Here is a 19,407-nt window from a genome sequence, read left to right as displayed (position 1 = left end):
TTAATATAAATAAAAGAGCGCTTATTAAAAGCGCCCAGTAACAACAGTTATATGGAAGTATTTATCCCGTAAAAGCCCGATTGGTGAGGGTTAATAATTAGTGGGGGATGAACAAAACCCCACTGATTAAAGTTTCACTTTATTCAATACCGCTCGGATCAAACGAATACTGCTGCTTATTCTCAATCCGCTCAATCACATCTTGCAGCTCATCCGGCTTCAGAAACTCAATAGGAGAGAAGCCTTTTTCAAATGTAAGTGTGTCTGCTTCAATCATAAGTACATATCGATCATTTACCTTCGCAATATGTATTTGATCCCCGAAATCCGCAAGCAACGCCTTCACAGAGATATGATCGGCTTTTAGTTTTAATTCCACTTCAGGAGCATGCTCAACGATTTGAGCGGTAGCTTCCATTACTTCTTCGGTTGAAAATTGTTCCATAATTTCGCGTTTCGGACTGGCAGCCCATACTTCCATTGCTTGGTCGAATTGTTCGCGTTCTTCCGTACCTTCTTCAAATACATCTTCAATTTGGTCATATACCATGTCCATTACTTGTGTTTTCATAATTTCAGGCATAGAGCGTTCATACTCGACGAATTTTAAGAAGTCTTCAAAATAACGGGCGTGTGATGCTTGATGAATTTTTAGTTCGCCTACTTCAACCATCCCTTCTTCAGGCATGTACGGATATTGGATAGATTTCATATTCTTTGTTGTGATGGCCATTTCAACGTTACGAATCAGTGTTGATTCATCAGAAATAGAAGCAACCTTTGGTTCAAAGTCGCATTTCATTACGAATACGAATGGATCATCAAAGTATTTGCGTAGTTTTGCCTGAGCAATTAAAAATACACCACCACGTACAGCGCTTGTGTCAAGATATGTATAAACGAGAGGTTCGCTCATATCTTTAAAGTTTTCTTTTGTTTCTGCAAAGCGAATACGATTAAAAAGGTTGTAATGAGGGTTTGAATCAAGTTCGTGCCCTTCTTCTACAATAAAGCGACCAATTTTTGTTGGGGCTTGTTCTGTTTTTGCATGACGTTCTACTTTTCGCTTCGATATTTTTAATAACTCACCATTCAAAAATTCTTTTAAGGAGCTATCTTCATATTCTTCAGCGTCTAAAGTTTGAAAATGTTTGTAGCGTTTATCAACTGCTTCACCTTTTCCTTCTACTTGTACAACATAAAAGGAAAGATAATTTATTTCAAAATCCATATTTATCACCTTGTTTCATTTCATTAACTCTTATCAGTATAGAGATGGAAAAAACTTTCGTCAATTTATATAAGGAAGGGGGAGCCCCTTCCTTATATAATTTTTATTTTTTCAATTAAAATCCGTCTTCTAATGCTGCGAATGGAATATTTAGTCTGTTTTCTACTGTGCGTAAACGTTGGTTTAAGCGGTTGAGTCTACGTGTATGGCGCTCAACTGTATTTTCTAGTTGACGTACTCTTTGTTCAAGCTCATTTACGCGTCTTTCTAATTGACGATTTCCAGTGCCAGGAAAAGAGATTGGAAGTTGGAATTGTCTATTTTGGTCGTATGGATTCGTGTGCTCTGCTTGATCTATATAAGATTGATATTGTGTTTGTAAGTCATACTGTGGTTGTTGGTACGCATATTGATTATATGGATCATATGGATTGTAGGGATACATAATAACATCCTCCATTTCTTTAAAATAGGTTGAATACACCATAATGTATGTGCAAAAGCGGAGCGGTGGCACGGCAAATACCTATTTATGTTGACGGGATTTCTCTTTATCCCGCTATTTGCTGGGCAATAAGACCCCCATGTCAAAATTCAGCAGAAACAAAGAAGGTCGGGATGCCCGTAAAACCCCCACTGATTACAATTTCACTTTATAAAAAATAGCTTGAGGGTTTTTGATTTGTATTTCTTTTGTTTAATGGTATATACTGGATAAAAGGGAGAGTTTACATAAAAGTTACAATTCTATCAAACTCAAACTTTTATGTAAATATGTATAGACATTTATAAAAGAAAAGAGTAATTTATATAGAGTGAAAAATAACTTGTAACATTTTATAAACATATTGTAAAATGATTGTAACAAAACATACATAAAAATGAAATAAATACATAATAGTGATGTTGGGGAAAGGGAGAGAGTATATTGTTCCGTAAAGTAAAGGGTATATTAGTTGGGGTGTTATGTGTAGCTATAATGAGTGGCTGTGGTGCAAAAGTAAGTGATGTTGCATTGGTAAGTGATATTGGTGGGCACACTGTAGAGGCTAAAGCAGAAGTACAGGATACTATTAGTTTAGTTGATGGTCGAACTGGTACTGAAGTGAAAAAATTAGATTTATCTGGTTTAGGCTATTTTGAAGATGAAGCGAAATTTAAAAAGTCTGTAACAAAGGTTGTTGGTGAGGTTGGAAAAAGCGTCGACAAAAAAATGGTTCCTTCACGTATAGCACCTGATGGAAGTTGGCAAGAAGGAAAACCTTCTTATGAATTAATGGAAAAAGAATTAGTAGATAAATTGTTAAACGTTGGTATGTGGGATGCTACGTATCAGTTGCCGATCGTGGAGAAAAAACCAGTCGCAACATTAAGTGATGCGCAAGGAAATGGTACGGTAATTGGTAGATATGAAACGAACTTAGGTGGTTCAACAGGTGGCCGTATTGAGAATATTCGTTTGTCAGCAGCGAGCATAAATGGAGTTGTGTTAGCAAAAGGAGACCGTTTCTCTTTTAATTCATTAATCGGTGATACAACACCAGATAAAGGATATCAATTAGGGAAAGAAATAGTTGATGGTAAATTAGTAGATGGATATGGTGGTGGTGTTTGTCAAACATCTTCAACTTTATACAATGCAGCAGATCAAGCTGGCCTGAAAATGGTGGAGAGAACTACACATTCTAAAACGGTAGGTTATGTTCCACAAGGAAGAGATGCTACAATTGCATATCCATATTTAGATTTAGTATTTGAAAATACGAATGATGCACCTGTGAAGCTTTATATGGGCATTCAGGGTGGAAAACTAGTTGCTGAAGTACATAAAATGAGATAAGAGTTATAAAGCCACCTTTTCTGAAATTTAGAAAAGGTGGCTTTTTTATTATGAAAATAAAAATGTATGTAAATTCTGACTTTTCTTATTTACATAGGATGATTTTAGTTGTATCCTTCATAGTAATGGTTATATGTAATGGAAAAATATAGGGATAAGGAGATGGAGTTATTCATGGTACAAATTCATCCGAAAACACGTATTGGTCATATTGAATTTAAAGTGAAAGATTTAGAGCGTCAAATTGCTTTTTATGAAAATGTTGTAGGATTAGAGGTAATTAAGCAAGAGGGGAATAAAGCATATTTATCTGGAAAAGGTGGAAAGAACGCGTTACTTGTTCTTGAAAAGTTAGAGGACAGGGTACTGCAAGAACCGCGTACGACTGGTATATATCATGTAGCCTTTTTAGTTCCGACTCGTGAAGCTTTTGCTTCTGCGCTATTTGGGGTTCTTCGTAATAAAAATGTAATTGACAGCCCGGATGAGCAAGAAGGGCGTTATACATATTCAAATGAAATTTTACCAATTTCAAGGTTTAATAGTGCAAGTGATCATACATATAGCGAAGCTTTTTATTTGCAAGATTTAGAGGGGAATGGTATTGAAATTTATGCAGACCGTCCGCACGATCAATGGGGAGAAGGGCCAGGAGGAAGTACACCACTTGATTTAAAAGAATTGGCAACACTCGTTGATTATGAGTTTGATGGTTTGCCTGCTAATACTGTCGTTGGGCACGTACATTTACGAATAGCTGATGTAGAGAAATCACATGAATTTTATGTGGAAACAGTAGGTTTTGAAGTACAACAGCGTGAAGAGGATTGCTTATTTATTTCAGCAGGGGGATATCATCACCATATTGGTGCAAATACGTGGAACGGAGTAAACAACCCACACCCACCAGTACATGCAACTGGGCTAAAAGTGTATACGATTGTACTACCGTATAAAGAAGCGTTAGATGAAGTGAAAGAAAGATTAATAGAAAAACAACATGAAATAAATGAAACTACAAATGGGTTTGTGGTGGTAGATCCAAGTGGTATTACAGTGCAGTTTGAAATAGAAGCAGTGTAAAATAAGCGAGAAAGTGTATAATCACTTTCTCGCTTATTTGTGATTATTCATAGCTCAATCCAATATCTTCTTACTACATTCCCATCTTCCTCAGTGAAATCATCATCACGAAGTCCGCCGTTATGTAAAATCGTTTTTTCAGAAGCGGTATTCACTGCGTCGCAAACGACAAGTACTTTCGTGATGTCTAATTCCTTCGTTTTTTCTAATGATAATGCTAGTAATTTCGTAGCATAACCTTTTCTTCTTTCAGAAGGGCGAATGCCATAACCGATATGACCGCCAGCGTTAAATAAATGTTTGGTTAAACTATGACGTATATTAACAGCTCCGACAATTTTATTTTCATCTGTAACAAGCCAATATGTAGAGTCTGGTACCCAATTTTTAGGGATATTTATTCCTTTATGCGCATCGAGAAGTTCTTGAACCATAGCTGGGAAGTTGGCAGGATTTTTTGAGATAACCCACGGGATCATTGTTTCACCGCTATCTTTCCATTCGTTATAGAAATCTAAGTATTCTTCTTGTAAATCAGTAGTAGGCGTAAGTAATGAGACGTTCATTGTTAGTAAGCTCCTTTGTTTATGTAGTATTTATAAAAAATTATGATACAAAATGAAAGCGTTTTCTGAAGTTTCTCAACCTAATTTCATGTAATCCATCTTTGTTTTTTTAGAAAATTAGTGGAGGTTTAAAATTAGAAGTTATTTATTTTATGTTAATATTTTAAATATTAACATAAAACAGTCGGAGTATTAAGTGTATTTTAGTAGTATTCCTTCATGTTGATAAATGGATATTTGTGATAATTTTTGTTTTATCTATCTATAATGAATGAAAGGGGGAAGTGCCCGTGAGTGTAGATTTTGATTTTATTATACGAATCGGTGTTGCTGGCTTGTTAGGAGCAATGATTGGTATTGAAAGAGAAATTCGATCGAAAGAAGCTGGATTAAAGACTCATTTCCTCGTAGCGGTAGGAAGTGCGTTAATAATGGTTGTTTCGAAATATGCCTTTTCAGATATTGTGTTTGAGGAGCATATGTCTCTAGACCCAAGTCGTATTGCAGCACAAGTCGTTAGTGGAGTTGGTTTTTTAGGTGCAGGCACAATTATTATTCAAAAGCAGGCGGTGAAAGGATTAACGACCGCGGCTGGTTTATGGGCTACTGCCGGTATAGGATTAGCAATTGGAGCGGGAATGTATGTAGTAGGCATTGGAGCGACGATTCTCGTTTTAATTGGTTTAGAAATTGTAAGTCGTATTTTTAAGGTGCAATTTTTATTTCCACAAAATATAACAGTGCAAATGTTTGTAAATAAACATGAAGCGGTACAACAAATATTAGAAACACTACAAGTGAAAGGCATCCCAATACTCTCATATGAGGTGGAAGCTTCACAGCAAAGTACAGAAACTGTTTATAAGGTAGGGATGCAACTGAAAAATATATCGTCAGAAGAAAAGAATGAGTTTATTCAGCATATGCAAACATTACCGGAAGTTACGTTTATAAAGTTAAAATCATAGTGTTGAAAACGAGGATAGATGTAGCAGAAATTTTGCTATTATCTATCTTTTTTTGATATAAAATGCACGGAAAGTCAAGCGTTAATTTTACAGGGAATGGATACATGTGTGAACGTTACCTTGTTTTTTTCTCAATACAGGACAAAAAGTAAAAATAGTAAAATAATGGAGCGGGACACTAAAAATGTAAGGTAGGGGAGAGCATGAAAGGCTATTCAAAGAAAATGTTAGTAGGGGTAAGTTTTGCTAGTTTAATGTTAGGGAGTTTTCAAGGGGTAAGTTTGGCAGAAGATACTAAGGGAGAGCAAGTTTCTTATCGAAATGTGCTAAAAATGGAGCCAGTCGGTGTACAACTACCAGTACAAGAATTAGCTCATTCATCGAAAGTGCTCGAAAGCAAGTCTTTTGAGAAAAGGTTACAATTTGCCGATTTATCACAAAGACCACCTGAGGTGAAAAAAGAAAGTAAGCAATTAGCTGTAGCGAAAACTTATACAATTGCTGAATTAAATCAATTAAGCAATCAGCAGTTAGTAGATTTACTTGTAACAATTGATTGGGAGCAAATTACGGGGCTATTTCAGTTTAATACAGACAGTCTAGCATTCTATCAAAATGATAGTAGGGTGCAGGCGATTATTGATAAATTGAAGCAGCAAGGACAAGCCTATACGAAGGATGATTCAAAAGGGATTGAGACATTAGTAGAGGTATTACGTTCAGGATTTTATTTAGGATTTTATAATTCGGAACTTAGTAAATTAAATGAACGGAGTTATCATGATAAATGCTTACCTGCATTAAAAGCGATGGCTAACAATTCAAATTTCAAGCTGGGTACATTAGAGCAAAATAGAGTGGTATCATCATACGGAAAGTTAATAGGAAACGCTTCGAGCGATGTGGAAACGATAACATCGGCTGCAAAGATTTTTAAACAATATAATGATAATTTTTCTACATTAGCAGATAATCTTTCAGCTGGAAATGCTATTTACGATATTATGCAAGGTGTTGATTACGACATTCAATCGTATTTGTACGATACGAGGAAAGCACCGAAAGATACAGTATGGTATCAGAAAATAGATAGTTATATTAATGAATTAAGTCGTTTTGCATTAATGGGAACGATTACAGCAAAAAACGGTTGGCTTATTAATAATGGCATTTATTATACAGGTAGACTCGGTACGTTCCATAGTACAGGAACGAAAGGGTTACAAGTTGTAACAGATGCGATGAAAATGTATCCGTATTTAGGGGAGCAATATTTCGTAGCTGCTGAGCAAATTGCAACAAATTATGGCGGAAAAGATGCAAATGGTAAAGTGGTGAATTTAGATCAAATAAGAGAAGATGGAAAGAAAAAATATTTGCCAAAAACGTATACGTTTGATGATGGGGCAATTGTTTTAAAAGCTGGAGATAAAGTGACAGAAGAAAAAGTAAAACGTTTATATTGGGCGGCAAAAGAAGTAAAGGCACAATTCCATCGTACGGTTGAAAGTGATCAACCTTTAGAAAAAGGAAATCCTGATGATGTATTAACGATGGTTATTTATAATAGCCCAGCAGAATATCAATTTAATCGTCAATTGTACGGTTATGAAACGAATAACGGTGGTCTTTATATAGAAGGAACAGGTACGTTCTTTACTTATGAGCGTACGCCAGAAGAAAGTATTTATAGTTTAGAAGAATTATTCAGACACGAGTTCACGCATTATTTACAAGGTAGATATGAAGTACCAGGGTTATGGGGACAAGGGAAAATATATGAAAATGAAAGATTATCTTGGTTTGAAGAAGGAAATGCTGAATTTTTTGCAGGGGCAACGAGAACGGATAATGTTGTACCGAGAAAGAGTATTATAGGAGGATTATCTTCAAATCCAGCAGAGCGTTATACGGCAGAGCGAACGTTAAATGCAAAGTATGGAACGTGGGATTTCTATAATTATTCCTTTGCTTTACAATCATATATGTACAATAAGAGATATGATATGTTCGATAAAATACATGATCTTATTAGGAAAAATGATGTAACAGCATATGATGCATATCGCTCTACATTAAGTAAAGATGCGAATTTAAATAAAGAATATCAAGACTATATGCAAATGCTAGTTGATAATCGTGAGAAATATAATGTGCCATTAGTATCAGACGATTATTTAGCGAATCATGCATCGAAGCCAGTTTCAGATATTGCAGCAGAAATAACAGCGGAAGCAAAATTGAAAAATGTATCAGTGAAGAAAAATAAATCACAGTTCTTTAATACATTCACACTACAAGGAACATATACAGGAACTGCAGCAAAAGGAGAATATGAACATTGGAAAACAATTACACAAAACGTTAATGATACGTTAAAACGTTTAAGTGCAAAGGAATGGACAGGCTATAAAACAGTAACAGCATACTTCGTAAATTATCGCGTGAATACATCAGGACAATTTGAATATGATGTTGTGTTCCACGGTATTAATACAGAAGAAGGTGCAGAGAATAAAGCACCAGTTGCAGTTATAAACGGTCCGTATAGCGGAAATGTAAATGAAGCAATTTCATTTACAAGCGACGGATCAAAAGATGAAGACGGGAAAATTACTTCGTATAAATGGGAGTTTGGTGATGGAGCAGTAAGTAATGAGCAAAATCCAACTCACGTATATACAAAAGAAGGAACGTATACGACGAAATTAACGGTAACAGACGATAAAGGAGCAACTAATACTGCTACAGCGACTGTAACTGTTCAAAAGAAAGAAGATAACAGTGTAGAAAAAGAACCGAATAACTCATTCCAAACAGCAAACAAATTGCAGTTAAATCAAGTTTTACGTGCTAGTTTAGGAAATGGCGATACAAGTGATTTCTTTGAAATTAATGTGGAGACTGCTAAAAACCTTCAAATTAACGTAACGAATGAAAATAATATCGGAATGAACTGGGTACTTTATTCTGAAGCAGATTTAAATAATTATGTTACGTATGCTCAGCAACAAGGGAGTAAACTAGTAGGTAGTTACTATACGTATCCAGGGAAGTATTATTTACATGTGTATCAGTATGGCGGGGGGACAGGGAATTATACGGTGGAAGTGAAGTAGTAAAAGGGGAGTTGTCTTGTTCAATGAATGGAAAAAGGTCTGTACTTTAATGAAAAAACAACTGCAGGCAATGTCTCTAATGATAATAACAAATTAAGTGTCGCGAGATGTTATATTTATATTAAACCAATCTAATCAGTAAATAAGATAAAATTGATGAACTAGTATTTCATCACGATGTAAGAAAAGTTATAAATATTAAGTGTTTTTAATTGAATTAAACTAAAGGATCAGAGTGTATCTGTAACAATAGATAGGCTCTGATCCTTATTATATTTAATTAACGCATATGAATTTAAGACAATTAATAAATAAGCTAGCTAGCGGGATTCTTAAAATTCATTTATGTAATTAACTAAACAGAAAATTGTTATCACATTAGCAAGGGATACTAATAGAAAAGCGTGTCCCTTTACCTAATTCACTCTCTATTTCTATATCTCCGTTTAATTCTCTAATAATACTATAAGCAATCATAGTACCAAGCCCAGTTCCTTTTTCTGTTGTTGAATAGAATGGCAAAGCAATTCGTTTTATTTGTTGAGATGACATCCCAATTCCTGAATCAATAATATCAATTATGATATTTCCTTTTACTTTTTGTATATTTATTTGTAATAATCCACCATTTTTCATAGCCTCAATTCCGTTTTGGATGATGTTGTTTAGACAGAGTTTGAATTTTTCGGGGTCCCCATTTATATAAAAGGAATCTGTACTATTTTGTTTGATTTCAACTTTGTATGATAGAGCGAGTGGTGAAATAGTATCTTTCACCTGATTTAAAATGTGATTAATATCTATTTTTTCTTTTAGGGTGTTCTGTGGTTTGGTTAAAGATAAATAGTTATTAATAGTAGATTGTATTTGCTGCATTTCAATTAACATGATTTCTAAGTATTGATCCTGAGATAGCTTAGAGGCATGTTTTTCATTTAATAATTGAGTGAATCCATGTACCGTGGTTAGTGGATTGTGGATTTCGTGTGCAATTGACGCTGCTAGTTCGCTAGCTATATAAAATTTTTCAGCCCGTTGCAGTTTTTCTTTCATTTTATATTTCTCAATCATTTCCTCTATAAAATAAACTGATAATAATACTGTGAAAATATTAATGACTATATAATTTAATAAAAATTCTATGAGAGTAGAGTCTATTTTACCTCCTGTATTTATTTGAGTTACAATACCGCAAATAGAAAGGGAAGCTGTACATACTAAAATAAGAAGTAAGCTTAATAATATCTTTTTTTCTTTAAAATACATAGGTAATAAGTAACGAGAGAGCATTGTTATAACAGAAATGATAGTAAAGATAATAAATGATGGAAGAACGCCATTTCCGCCTAAGTAAAACCGGTAAGAAAGATATAAAATTCCTATAAAAACAATGTTTTTTGTATTTCCATATAGAAAAACTAATATTATAGGAATAAAACGTAAATCATAAATAAATCCCACATGTAAATGAAAAGGAAAAGTCATACAAAAAATAATAGCAATGGAGGAAAGGATAGAAAATAACATATTATTACATGTTATTTTTTCTTTAAACTCTAGCCAAAATACGTGATAGCTAAGGATACAAATTATTATAATAAAGGTATTTAATAAAAGAGTAGAAATTCCCATAGTTTTGCATCTCCGATAGTTTGTAAGTAGAATTATGTATGAGTTGGACATAGATGTTTAGTATTAGTAGACTTTTTATCTAAAAAAGGAAGGGTACTTGAAAAGTGCTGTCATATTACTCGTATTAAAATTGATAAGGAAAATAGAAAAAATAATAGATAAAAAATCTATTTAAATTTATGTACATATGAAATTATAAACTAACTTTTGTATAGGTGAAATTTGGATTGAGTTACTGATAAAATAAGTCTTTTTAAGTATGAATATTCTGTGAAAATGATATGCGTGGTGACTCCTGTTTTGTAGCCTTCGTTATATTAACATGGAATATATCAAATTACAAAGTGAAATTTTAGAAAAATTTTATTAGTACATTTTATCTGAAATAGAAATGCTATTCATTTGAGTATTTTGGTACTTACTCGTATAAAACTTTGTTAGAAAAAGACTTTAAAATTCACATGTTTTTTATGAAGTGCAATATTGTAACTTTATCTATGTGGCTTTCTCAATAACTATTAAGTTGAAAAGTTAAGATATATAGGTTTATAGATATGAATTATTACATAAAAACGCACTTGGAAAAGGATGTATGATGGTAATAGAATACAAACATCAAGGGGGAACTTAAAATGAAGTTAAATAAACTAGCGCTTAGTTGTGGAGTAGTTTCAGCATTAACACTTGGTGTGTTAGGGAATAATACTTATGCTGAAGAAGTACACAAAACGAATGATCCAATTCATGTAGTTGAACATGTTTCTGCAGACTTATTATTAACCCAAACAATGGATTATAGTGGCGAGGCTGTAACTTCTTTCGTATATGATGGGAGTACTGACTTAAGCTTTTCTATGAAAAATAATGGTCAAAATACAATGGGATATAGTGTAAAAGGTCCAAATACAGAGCTAATTGTTGGTGGTTATATAAAACCTGGAGAACAACAAATTAATGTTACAAATGTACGGAATGCTTTATCTCCATTACCGAATGGAACATATAAAATTTACGTTTCAAATGATGATGGTTCTAAGGGGCAATTCCAAGTTTCAGTAAGATCTATGAATTAAATTTAAAACGCTTTGTTTTTAAGTTAATTTAATCTTTGCTTATTGGAAAGAAGCTAAAATGAATTGAGAATTACCGATAAAAATGAAAACGAGCACCTTATCTAATTGTGAGAGGGTGTTCGTTTTTTGCTATTAAACAGAAAATAATTATAAATATATTTTGATATCCCCATTGCTAACCTACTAGATTGTGTCAACGAGAGAATGGCTACTATAAAAGATATTAAAATAAAGATGATGTAACATTCCGCTAAATTATATGGGGAAATAGAAAAACCACCCTTATATGAGTGGTTTTTAGTAATTATTTTTAGGTTATACATTTAAAATTAGGCTAAGTTATAGAAATAATAAACATTTAATCCGTTGTTATTATTTTGGTTCTGGATAATGATTGTAGTATGAGATTCTAATAAATTCTTGGTAGACATTTGTTAATTTGGCATCTCTAAGAGCATCGTTGAATTTTTGCATACGTACACTCCCTTGAGCGTAGCCTCCACCTGGAGTATAAGGGTTTCTAGCTTCAAAGTCATCCAAAAATACTTTTAATTTTTTATAGTCTTGAGATTGATAGAAAGCCACGGCCTCTTCAGGAGTGACATCAAAGTAAGAGGATGACGTTGAGTTATAAGAAGCTGCTTGAGCAGTAGGTGCCTCTAGCATAGTTGCAGCTCCACCGAACATAGTAAGCGCCATAGAAGATACAATAATTTTTTTAAACATAATAAAACCTCCATGTAGAATATTAGATTAATAGTAATTCTGTAATCATTATAGTTACAATGAAAATGATTATCAAATGCAATATTGCATAATATATCCCGTTATTTTTGGGCAGTAAGACTCCCGCCCAAAAATTCAATGAAAGCAAAGAAGTTAGGTGGGAATCGGGCGAATTAAAGTTTCACTTTATTATTTGAACGAGAAGTCACCTTTATATTTAAATGGAGGAGTGTAATAGATTAAAAGAGGTGTATAAATTACTCAGGTTAACAAGAAAATGAAAAGGCTATTTTTAATAGGGGAAAGCTTAATAACTGGAGTAAAGGAATTGCTATTTATATATTTAACATACATATTTGTCTTTTAAATTGTAGGCGTGTTTTAGAATTTGTATATAGTAAATTCGTTAAAAAACTTGATAAATAATAAAATGTGTAAATTTTTTGACTATTTTATTAAAATTATTTAATATTTGTAATTTATTGTTTTATAATGATAATTGGGTCGATCGTGAATGTTTTAGATATTGCGATATATACTCGGATTAATTTATTCTAGGGAGGTTACAAAATTGGGTAAGAGAGTCATTATAAGAGTTTTTACATTATTATCAGTACTGGCATTATTCCTTAATGTATTTTTACCTAGGGCTAGTGCAGAGGTTATGACGCATGAGAAATATTCAATGGACTGGAGTTATAGTAATAGTCTAGGTAAGTACATTCGTACTGAAATGATTAAAAATTCAAGTGGTCAAATTGCTTATTGCTTAACCCTTGGATTAAAATCACCAAATGGTGAAGATCTTCCTGAAATGGGGAAAACAGATAATGTAGTATATAGAGTCTTATTAAATGGTTTCCCGCAAAAAAGTGCTGAACAGCTGGGAGTAGCTAATAAAAATGAAGCGCATTATGCAACGCAACTTGCGGTTTGGAATGCATTAGGTCAACTCAATGTAAATGAATTAAAACATGAGAATAAAAATGTTGAAAAAGCAGCTAAGACAATTATTAATGCTGCTAATAATAGTGGGGATACGCAAGATATTTATATGAATGTTATCCCAGCTGAAAAACAAAAAGCAGAATTAAAAGGTGAATTCTTCGAAACGAATCTATATACAGTACAAACAAATGCTAAGAGTGGTTCTTATAAAGTAGTAGCGAAAAATACACCTAATGGAGTTAGAATTGTTAGTGAAAATGGAGAAGTGAAAGATCAGCTTTCAGTTGGAGAAAAATTTCGTATCCAAATTCCTAAAAATACAAAAACGGGTGAATTTAATTTAAGTGTTGCTGCTAATTTAACTAAAGTTCAAGCAATTGCTTACCGTGGTACGGATACTGTTCAGAATGCTACAGTACTATTAGAAAGAAATGAAGAAAAGCTTAGTAGTGATCTTGCAGTAAATTGGGAAGCAGCTGGTTCTTTAAAAATTAAAAAAGTTGGAGAAAATGGAGAAGTTTTAGCTGGTGCAGTATTTGAGGTCTTTAATGCAAATAATGAATCAGTCGGAAAAATCACGACTGGTGCTGATGGTATGGCAGAATTAAACAACTTACCAATTGGTACTTACACATTAAAAGAAATTAAAGCACCAACAGGCTATGTTTCAGATGATAAACCACAAACTATTGAAGTTAAGACAGGGGAAACAGGAGCTGTCCAAATAGTAAATAACAAAGTAAAAGGTAACATCGAAATTAAAAAGCTTAGTGATTCAGGAAAGATTTTACCAAATGTTGAATTCACAGTCTTCACTGAAGATGGAAAAGAAGTGAAAAAAGTAGTAACAAAAGAAAATGGAATTGCAAACGTTGAAGATCTTACGTATGGTAAATATTATTTCTTAGAGACAAAAACACCTAATGGATATATTGGAAATAAAACAAAGTATCCTTTTGAAATTAAAGAGCACAATAAAACACTTACTTTTACAGTGGAAAATACCGAAGTGAAAGGTAGTGTAAAATTACTAAAAGTAGATAATGAAGATATTAGTAAAAAATTAGAAGGTGCAGCATTCGAGCTAAAAGATGCAAGTGGAAAAGTAGTTGGGGAATATAAGACAGATAAAAATGGTGAGATTAACGTCAAAGATTTAGCGTATGGTAAATATTCATTTGTAGAAAAGGCTTCTCCAAATGGTTACGTTCTTGTTAAAGAACCGATTACGTTCGAAATAAAGGAACATGGAAAGATTATTGAGTTATTGGCAGTTAATCATCTTATCAAAGGTGATCTAGAAATTACAAAGGTAGATGTGGCTGATGGAAATAACAAGCTTCCAAATGCAGAATTTACAATTTATAACGAAGCAGGAAAAGAAGTAGTAAAAGGTAAAACAGATGATAAAGGTATCGCTAAATTTGAAAAGCTACCATTTGGAAAATACACATATAAAGAAACTGTTGCACCAAACGGTTATATCTTAAATGAAGAGACGTTTTCTTTTGAAATTAAAGAGAATGGTCAAATCATTAAACACGTTGTCAAAGATGAGAAGATTCCTTCAATTAAAACAACAGCATCTGATAAAAAAGATGGTACAAAAGAAATGCACACTTCTAAGTCTGTAACAATCCAAGATAAAGTGGAATTCAAAGACCTACAAGTAGGTAAAGAGTACACTTTAAAAGGTAAATTAATGGATAAAAAGACTAATAAATCATTCGTTGTAAATGGTAAAGAAGTAACAGCTGAAACGAAGTTTACACCAAAAGAAGCAAATGGTTCTATTACATTAGACTTCACATTTGATGCAACTGGTTTAGAAGAAAAAGAAGTAGTAGTATTTGAAGAGTTACTGAAAGACGGAAAAGTTGTTACGACACATGCTGATATCAATGATAAAGGTCAAACAGTTAAGTTCGTTAAGCCATCAGTAAAAACGACAGCAACAAATAAAGCTGATGGTGGAAAAGAGATTCATTCAAAGGATTCTATCACTATTCAAGACAAAGTGGAGTATACTAACTTAGTTGTAGGTAAAGAGTACACTGTAAAAGGTAAACTAATGAACAAAGCTATTAACAAACCATTATTAATTGATGGTAAAGAAGTAACAGCTGAAACGAAGTTTACTGCAAAAGAAAAGAATGGGTTTGTAACATTAGACTTTACTTTTGTTGGTGCTGAACAGCAAGGAAGAGAAGTAGTCGTGTTTGAAGATTTATTACATGAAGGTCAAGTAATTGCAACTCATGCTGACATTAACGATGTAGGTCAAACAGTTCGATTTGTAGAACCTTCTATTAAAACGACAGCAACAAATAAAGCTGATGGTTCTAAAGAGTTAGATGCTTCTAAATCTGTAACAATCCAAGATAAAGTGGAATACAAAGACTTAATCGTGGGTAAAGAATACGTAGTAAAAGGCAAACTAATGGATAAAGCAACCAACAAACCATTATTAGTTGATGGTAAAGAAGTAACAGTAGAATCTAAGTTTACTGCTAAAGAGAAAAATGGTTCTATCACACTAGATTTCACATTTAATGCTTCTGCATTACAAGGTAAAGAAGTAGTAGTATTTGAAGAACTGTATCAAGATAATATATTAGTAGCTATTCACGCTGAAATTGAAGATAAGGGACAAACAGTGAAATTTAAAGAGGGAAAATCGGAACAACCTAAACCAGAACAGCCAAATTCAGATGAAAATACGCCAACACCAGAGCAACCTAACGAGCAAGTAAAAGAACAACCACAACTTAAGAAAGAAATTCAATCTAAAATTGGATGGTTACCGCAAACAGGTACTAATCTTACAAGTTGGATTTCTATGGCTGCAGGAGCATTACTGTTAATTGCTGGTGGAGTTATTTTCTTAAAACGTAAAAACGCATAAAAACTAAAAAATAAGCACATCTGTTTTTATAACAAGATGTGCTTATTTTTATCATTTTAGCCAAGAAGACTCCTATATTTAAGCGTGAATGGCATTTAAAATAGCAACTTTATTTGTAGTAAACAATACATAATTTTGTTTTACTGTTTTAATTAAAATACGGTCTGTTGTCCCATAAGCTGTTCCAATACGTATTACATCTACTTCTTCAACACCAGCATAGGTAGCATCTTCGGTAACCTCAATCACATCACGTAATGGAATTGTAATCTCCGCCAATTGCCATGAAATAATTAACTCTTCATTTGTTTTTTTTACATTAATGCCTAGCATTATACCAAGACCTTTCAATAATAATAATATGCTACACTTCTAATCTTATTATATAAATTTTTAGATTATTTATCTATATATAGGAATAGAATTTATTTCTATTTGTGAGCATCTTAATGATGTCAAACAAATAGAAGGATATACAGTCTTTCTATTAAGAAATATGTTAAGAACAAAATTTTACTTCAAATTAATATGAATTTGATATGGTTGAGATATTATGAACGAGAAACAGTAAGAGTTGCAGGAAGGAAATGAATAATGAGACTTAAATTAGTAGGGATTTTCATTTGTGTAATTATGATGTTAGGTATCTTTATAATTTACACCAATCAATCTATTGGTAAAGAATCAGATAAGATGAACTATGAATCTCGTGAAAACTTCATAAATAAAGAGAAAGATAGTAGAGGAAAAAGGCAATCAAAATACAATGAAAGTTCTTTTGCTAGTATACAGGCTGTAGTTAATAAGGAATATGGATTACCCGAAGACTTAGTGGACAGGATTGTTACTGCATTAACAGATAAACTTAATGTGTAAATTATTCAGTGTTTATGAATTCTATTATTACTATTTAAAGCCTAATTTCTCAATGTATTGTAGAGAAATTAGGCTTTTTTTATCAATTCATTAAAGTTTTTATAATTCAAGGACTCAAGTTAATGATTATATTTTCAAGTATTCGTTTTGAGCTACATAGATATAGTTTTCGTTGCAACTGTTTGTTGAAATATTTTATCATGCTCAACAATAACCATTGTGGGATTAAATTGTTGAATAAGTTCTTCAATCTGCATGCGGGAATAGATATCTATAAAATTTAGTGGTTCGTCCCATATATATATATGAGCTTTTTCACATAAACTTTTAGCGATAAGCAGTTTTTTCTTTTGTCCACCAGAATAATGAGATATATCTTTTTCAAATTGAATTCGGTCAAAGTCCATCTTACTTAGGATGGACTTAAATAAGGTTTCATCAATCTTGTGCTCTTCAATAAAGCCTGATAGCGATCCCTTCAAATGAGAAGTATCTTGTTGGACATAGGAAATGATGAGTCCTGTACCTAAAGTAACTAAGCCTGTATGCTGTATCGGATGTCCTAGAATTAGTTTTAGGATACTACTTTTTCCGCTCCCATTCGTTCCATCAAGTACAATTCGGTCACCTTGTTCAACTATGAAGCTAATCGGCTCATTCACAATTTGATCATTGTACTTAACGGACACGTCAACTAAAGTAACCAATTCATTTGATTTAAATTGCAATTGTTCCAATTTTAATGACTCAGTTTTTTCCACATTTTTTAGTAATTTTGATTTTTCCTCAATAGCTTTTTGTTGCCTTGATTCAAGGTTTTTTGCTCTTTTCATCATCTTCGCTGCTTTATGTCCTACAAACCCCTTATCCAACTTAGAGCCTGAATTCCTCGTTCCATTTTTTGAAGCTTCCACGTCATGAGACCAACTTGCTGAACGTTTGGAAGACTGTTTTAATCGCCCTATGTCTTTTTGTAGACGCTCATTTGTAGCCTTCTCGTGTTCTTGCTGTCTATCAAAATTTAACTTCCAAGAAGAATAGTTACCACTTTGAACTTCAATATTTGCTCTATTAATAGATAGGATATGGTCAACGCACCCATCTAAAAAGATTCTGTCATGTGAAATTAAAATAAATCCTTTTTTCTTCCTTAGATAATCGGAGACTATCTTTCGTGCATCTGTATCTAAGTGATTTGTTGGTTCATCAATTAATAGAAATTGACCCGCATTTAAAAACAGTGCAGCAAGCAACACTTTTGTTTGTTCCCCATTTGATAATGTTTTAAATGGTCTGTACATGACCTCAGCATCAACATTTAAATAGGATATCTCACGTAGAAGTTCCCAATCTGCGGCTTGGGGACAAATTTCTTCAAGGATTTCATGAGTGAATTTGTTCTTATCTGAAACAGAGTAGGGGAAGTAATTGAATTCTACTGAAGCAAGGATTTTCCCGCTATACTCATAATTCCCTAACAATAAATTAAAGAATGTCGTTTTACCTCGTCCGTTTCTACCGATAAATCCCAGCTTCCAATCCGTATCTATTTGGAAGTTTACACTTTCAAAAATATTATCAAAGCTACCTGGGTATGAAAAAGTTAAGTCTTGGACCTTTATCATTGACATAATAATTCCTCCTTTATATATCGAAACGTTTCATATAAAGTCGGAACATCCATTTTTTAATTCCTCTATATAAGTTTGATGGATATTAACGACTTATATAGAGCATTACATGTGTAACAATAGTATCTGAAGTACTCATTTTTCTCGCTCCTTTATTTGTGAAGTACATTTAACAATTAGTAAGTTTCAACTAAGACAAACAGGAATAAAAAAATCCCCCAATTTGTAATCGGAAGGATTAGTCTTTCGTCTATACTTAATAAGTACTTATTAATCATTTGAATCATGACAAATAAAGTATGAACTGAATTTTAAAAATGGATAGACTAACCCTATATTTTGTAGTTTGAAGTTATAAAATTCAACTTAAAATATAAATTAGTTAATCATTATTCATCCATCATTCCTTTCATAATTCTATTTTTAGAGTAACATTCTTTTTAGGGAGATGCAATATTAGCTTCAATTTCATCTAATACTAAATCATTTATAATTCTTTGAGTAAGGAGATAAAACTTTACCGCCCTTTTTATAAACATCACATTTTTGTTCAATAGGTCATGTCTTTTGTCCGTTAAAAAGGGAGGATATGAAATTGACATCAACTTTTTGTGTAACTATAATAGTTACAGTTGGTTTCGTAAACTAATTTGAATTTCTATTTTAATGATAGTATATTTTCATTCCTTTTTAAGTGTGACAGATAGCAACTATAATCCAATAGAGGAGTAGATTCTATCTCATATGTAAAGAGTAGATAAGTTGTACCCGCCAAATTTACGACGCGCAAATACTTAAAAAATTACATT

The 19,407-nt window shown here is 32.8% G+C and carries 13 protein-coding genes and 1 pseudogene; 7 read left to right on the top strand and 7 right to left on the bottom strand.

What is annotated here, in order from left to right; genetic code table 11:
• Positions 1-139: 139 nt before the first annotated feature.
• A complete protein-coding gene (locus EBQ15_RS21295; protein ID WP_000345046.1) occupies positions 140-1,231 on the bottom strand; it encodes a DUF3900 domain-containing protein in 1,092 nt (363 codons plus the stop codon).
• Between the two features lie 115 nt (positions 1,232-1,346).
• Positions 1,347-1,676 carry a hypothetical protein gene (locus tag EBQ15_RS21290; RefSeq protein WP_000283715.1) on the bottom strand — a complete coding sequence of 110 codons (330 nt, stop codon included), beginning with the start codon at positions 1,674-1,676 and terminating at the stop codon, positions 1,347-1,349.
• A 483-nt stretch (positions 1,677-2,159) separates the two neighbouring features.
• On the opposite strand from EBQ15_RS21290, the gene EBQ15_RS21285 reads away from it, so the two are divergent.
• Both EBQ15_RS21285 and EBQ15_RS21280 read left to right on the top strand, forming a co-directional pair.
• Complete coding sequence (locus EBQ15_RS21285) at positions 2,160-3,071, top strand: VanW family protein (protein ID WP_000488971.1); 912 nt, start codon at positions 2,160-2,162, stop codon at positions 3,069-3,071.
• A gap of 174 nt (positions 3,072-3,245) precedes the next feature.
• Entirely contained in the window at positions 3,246-4,154 is a 909-nt protein-coding gene (locus EBQ15_RS21280) for a VOC family protein (protein ID WP_000249857.1), read from the top strand.
• Positions 4,155-4,201: 47 nt separating this feature from the next.
• On the opposite strand, the gene EBQ15_RS21275 is transcribed toward EBQ15_RS21280, so the two are convergent.
• Positions 4,202-4,720, bottom strand: a complete 519-nt coding sequence (locus EBQ15_RS21275; protein ID WP_001103116.1) for a GNAT family N-acetyltransferase — start codon at positions 4,718-4,720, stop codon at positions 4,202-4,204.
• Positions 4,721-5,010: 290 nt separating this feature from the next.
• Between EBQ15_RS21275 and EBQ15_RS21270 the strand changes: the two genes are divergently transcribed.
• Positions 5,011-5,688, top strand: a complete 678-nt coding sequence (locus EBQ15_RS21270) for an MgtC/SapB family protein (RefSeq protein WP_000109721.1) — start codon at positions 5,011-5,013, stop codon at positions 5,686-5,688.
• Positions 5,689-5,891: 203 nt separating this feature from the next.
• The gene (colA, locus tag EBQ15_RS21265) at positions 5,892-8,807 is read left to right on the top strand and encodes a collagenase ColA (RefSeq protein WP_000679528.1); all 2,916 of its coding nucleotides are present in this window, start codon (positions 5,892-5,894) and stop codon (positions 8,805-8,807) included.
• A 378-nt stretch (positions 8,808-9,185) separates the two neighbouring features.
• Here colA and EBQ15_RS21260 read toward each other — a convergent pair whose 3' ends face one another.
• Positions 9,186-10,439, bottom strand: coding sequence for a sensor histidine kinase (locus tag EBQ15_RS21260; protein WP_000513019.1), 1,254 nt, complete (start codon positions 10,437-10,439; stop codon positions 9,186-9,188).
• 632 nt (positions 10,440-11,071) lie between these two features.
• Between EBQ15_RS21260 and EBQ15_RS21255 the strand changes: the two genes are divergently transcribed.
• Positions 11,072-11,512, top strand: coding sequence for a hypothetical protein (locus EBQ15_RS21255; RefSeq protein WP_000773471.1), 441 nt, complete (start codon positions 11,072-11,074; stop codon positions 11,510-11,512).
• Positions 11,513-11,884: 372 nt separating this feature from the next.
• Here the strand turns inward: EBQ15_RS21255 and EBQ15_RS21250 are convergent, their stop codons facing one another.
• Entirely contained in the window at positions 11,885-12,238 is a 354-nt protein-coding gene (locus tag EBQ15_RS21250) for a hypothetical protein (RefSeq protein ID WP_000473483.1), read from the bottom strand.
• A 571-nt stretch (positions 12,239-12,809) separates the two neighbouring features.
• On the opposite strand from EBQ15_RS21250, the gene EBQ15_RS21245 reads away from it, so the two are divergent.
• The gene (locus EBQ15_RS21245; RefSeq protein WP_033693012.1) at positions 12,810-16,091 is read left to right on the top strand and encodes a VaFE repeat-containing surface-anchored protein; all 3,282 of its coding nucleotides are present in this window, start codon (positions 12,810-12,812) and stop codon (positions 16,089-16,091) included.
• Positions 16,092-16,169: 78 nt separating this feature from the next.
• Here the strand turns inward: EBQ15_RS21245 and EBQ15_RS21240 are convergent, their stop codons facing one another.
• On the bottom strand, positions 16,170-16,424 hold the full coding sequence (locus tag EBQ15_RS21240; protein WP_000900695.1) for a SunI/YnzG family protein: 255 nt from the start codon (positions 16,422-16,424) through the stop codon (positions 16,170-16,172).
• A gap of 261 nt (positions 16,425-16,685) precedes the next feature.
• On the opposite strand from EBQ15_RS21240, the pseudogene EBQ15_RS21235 reads away from it, so the two are divergent.
• Positions 16,686-16,919 (top strand): annotated as a pseudogene (locus EBQ15_RS21235) (hypothetical protein); the annotation flags it as partial.
• A gap of 200 nt (positions 16,920-17,119) precedes the next feature.
• Here the strand turns inward: EBQ15_RS21235 and EBQ15_RS21230 are convergent.
• Entirely contained in the window at positions 17,120-18,598 is a 1,479-nt protein-coding gene (locus tag EBQ15_RS21230; protein ID WP_000061795.1) for an Lsa family ABC-F type ribosomal protection protein, read from the bottom strand.
• Positions 18,599-19,407 lie beyond the last annotated feature (809 nt).

Source organism: Bacillus sp. 2D03 (assembly GCF_003946765.1).
GTDB classification, from domain to species: Bacteria; Bacillota; Bacilli; order Bacillales; family Bacillaceae_G; genus Bacillus_A; species Bacillus_A cereus.
This window is presented reverse-complemented; position numbering and strand designations above follow the sequence as displayed.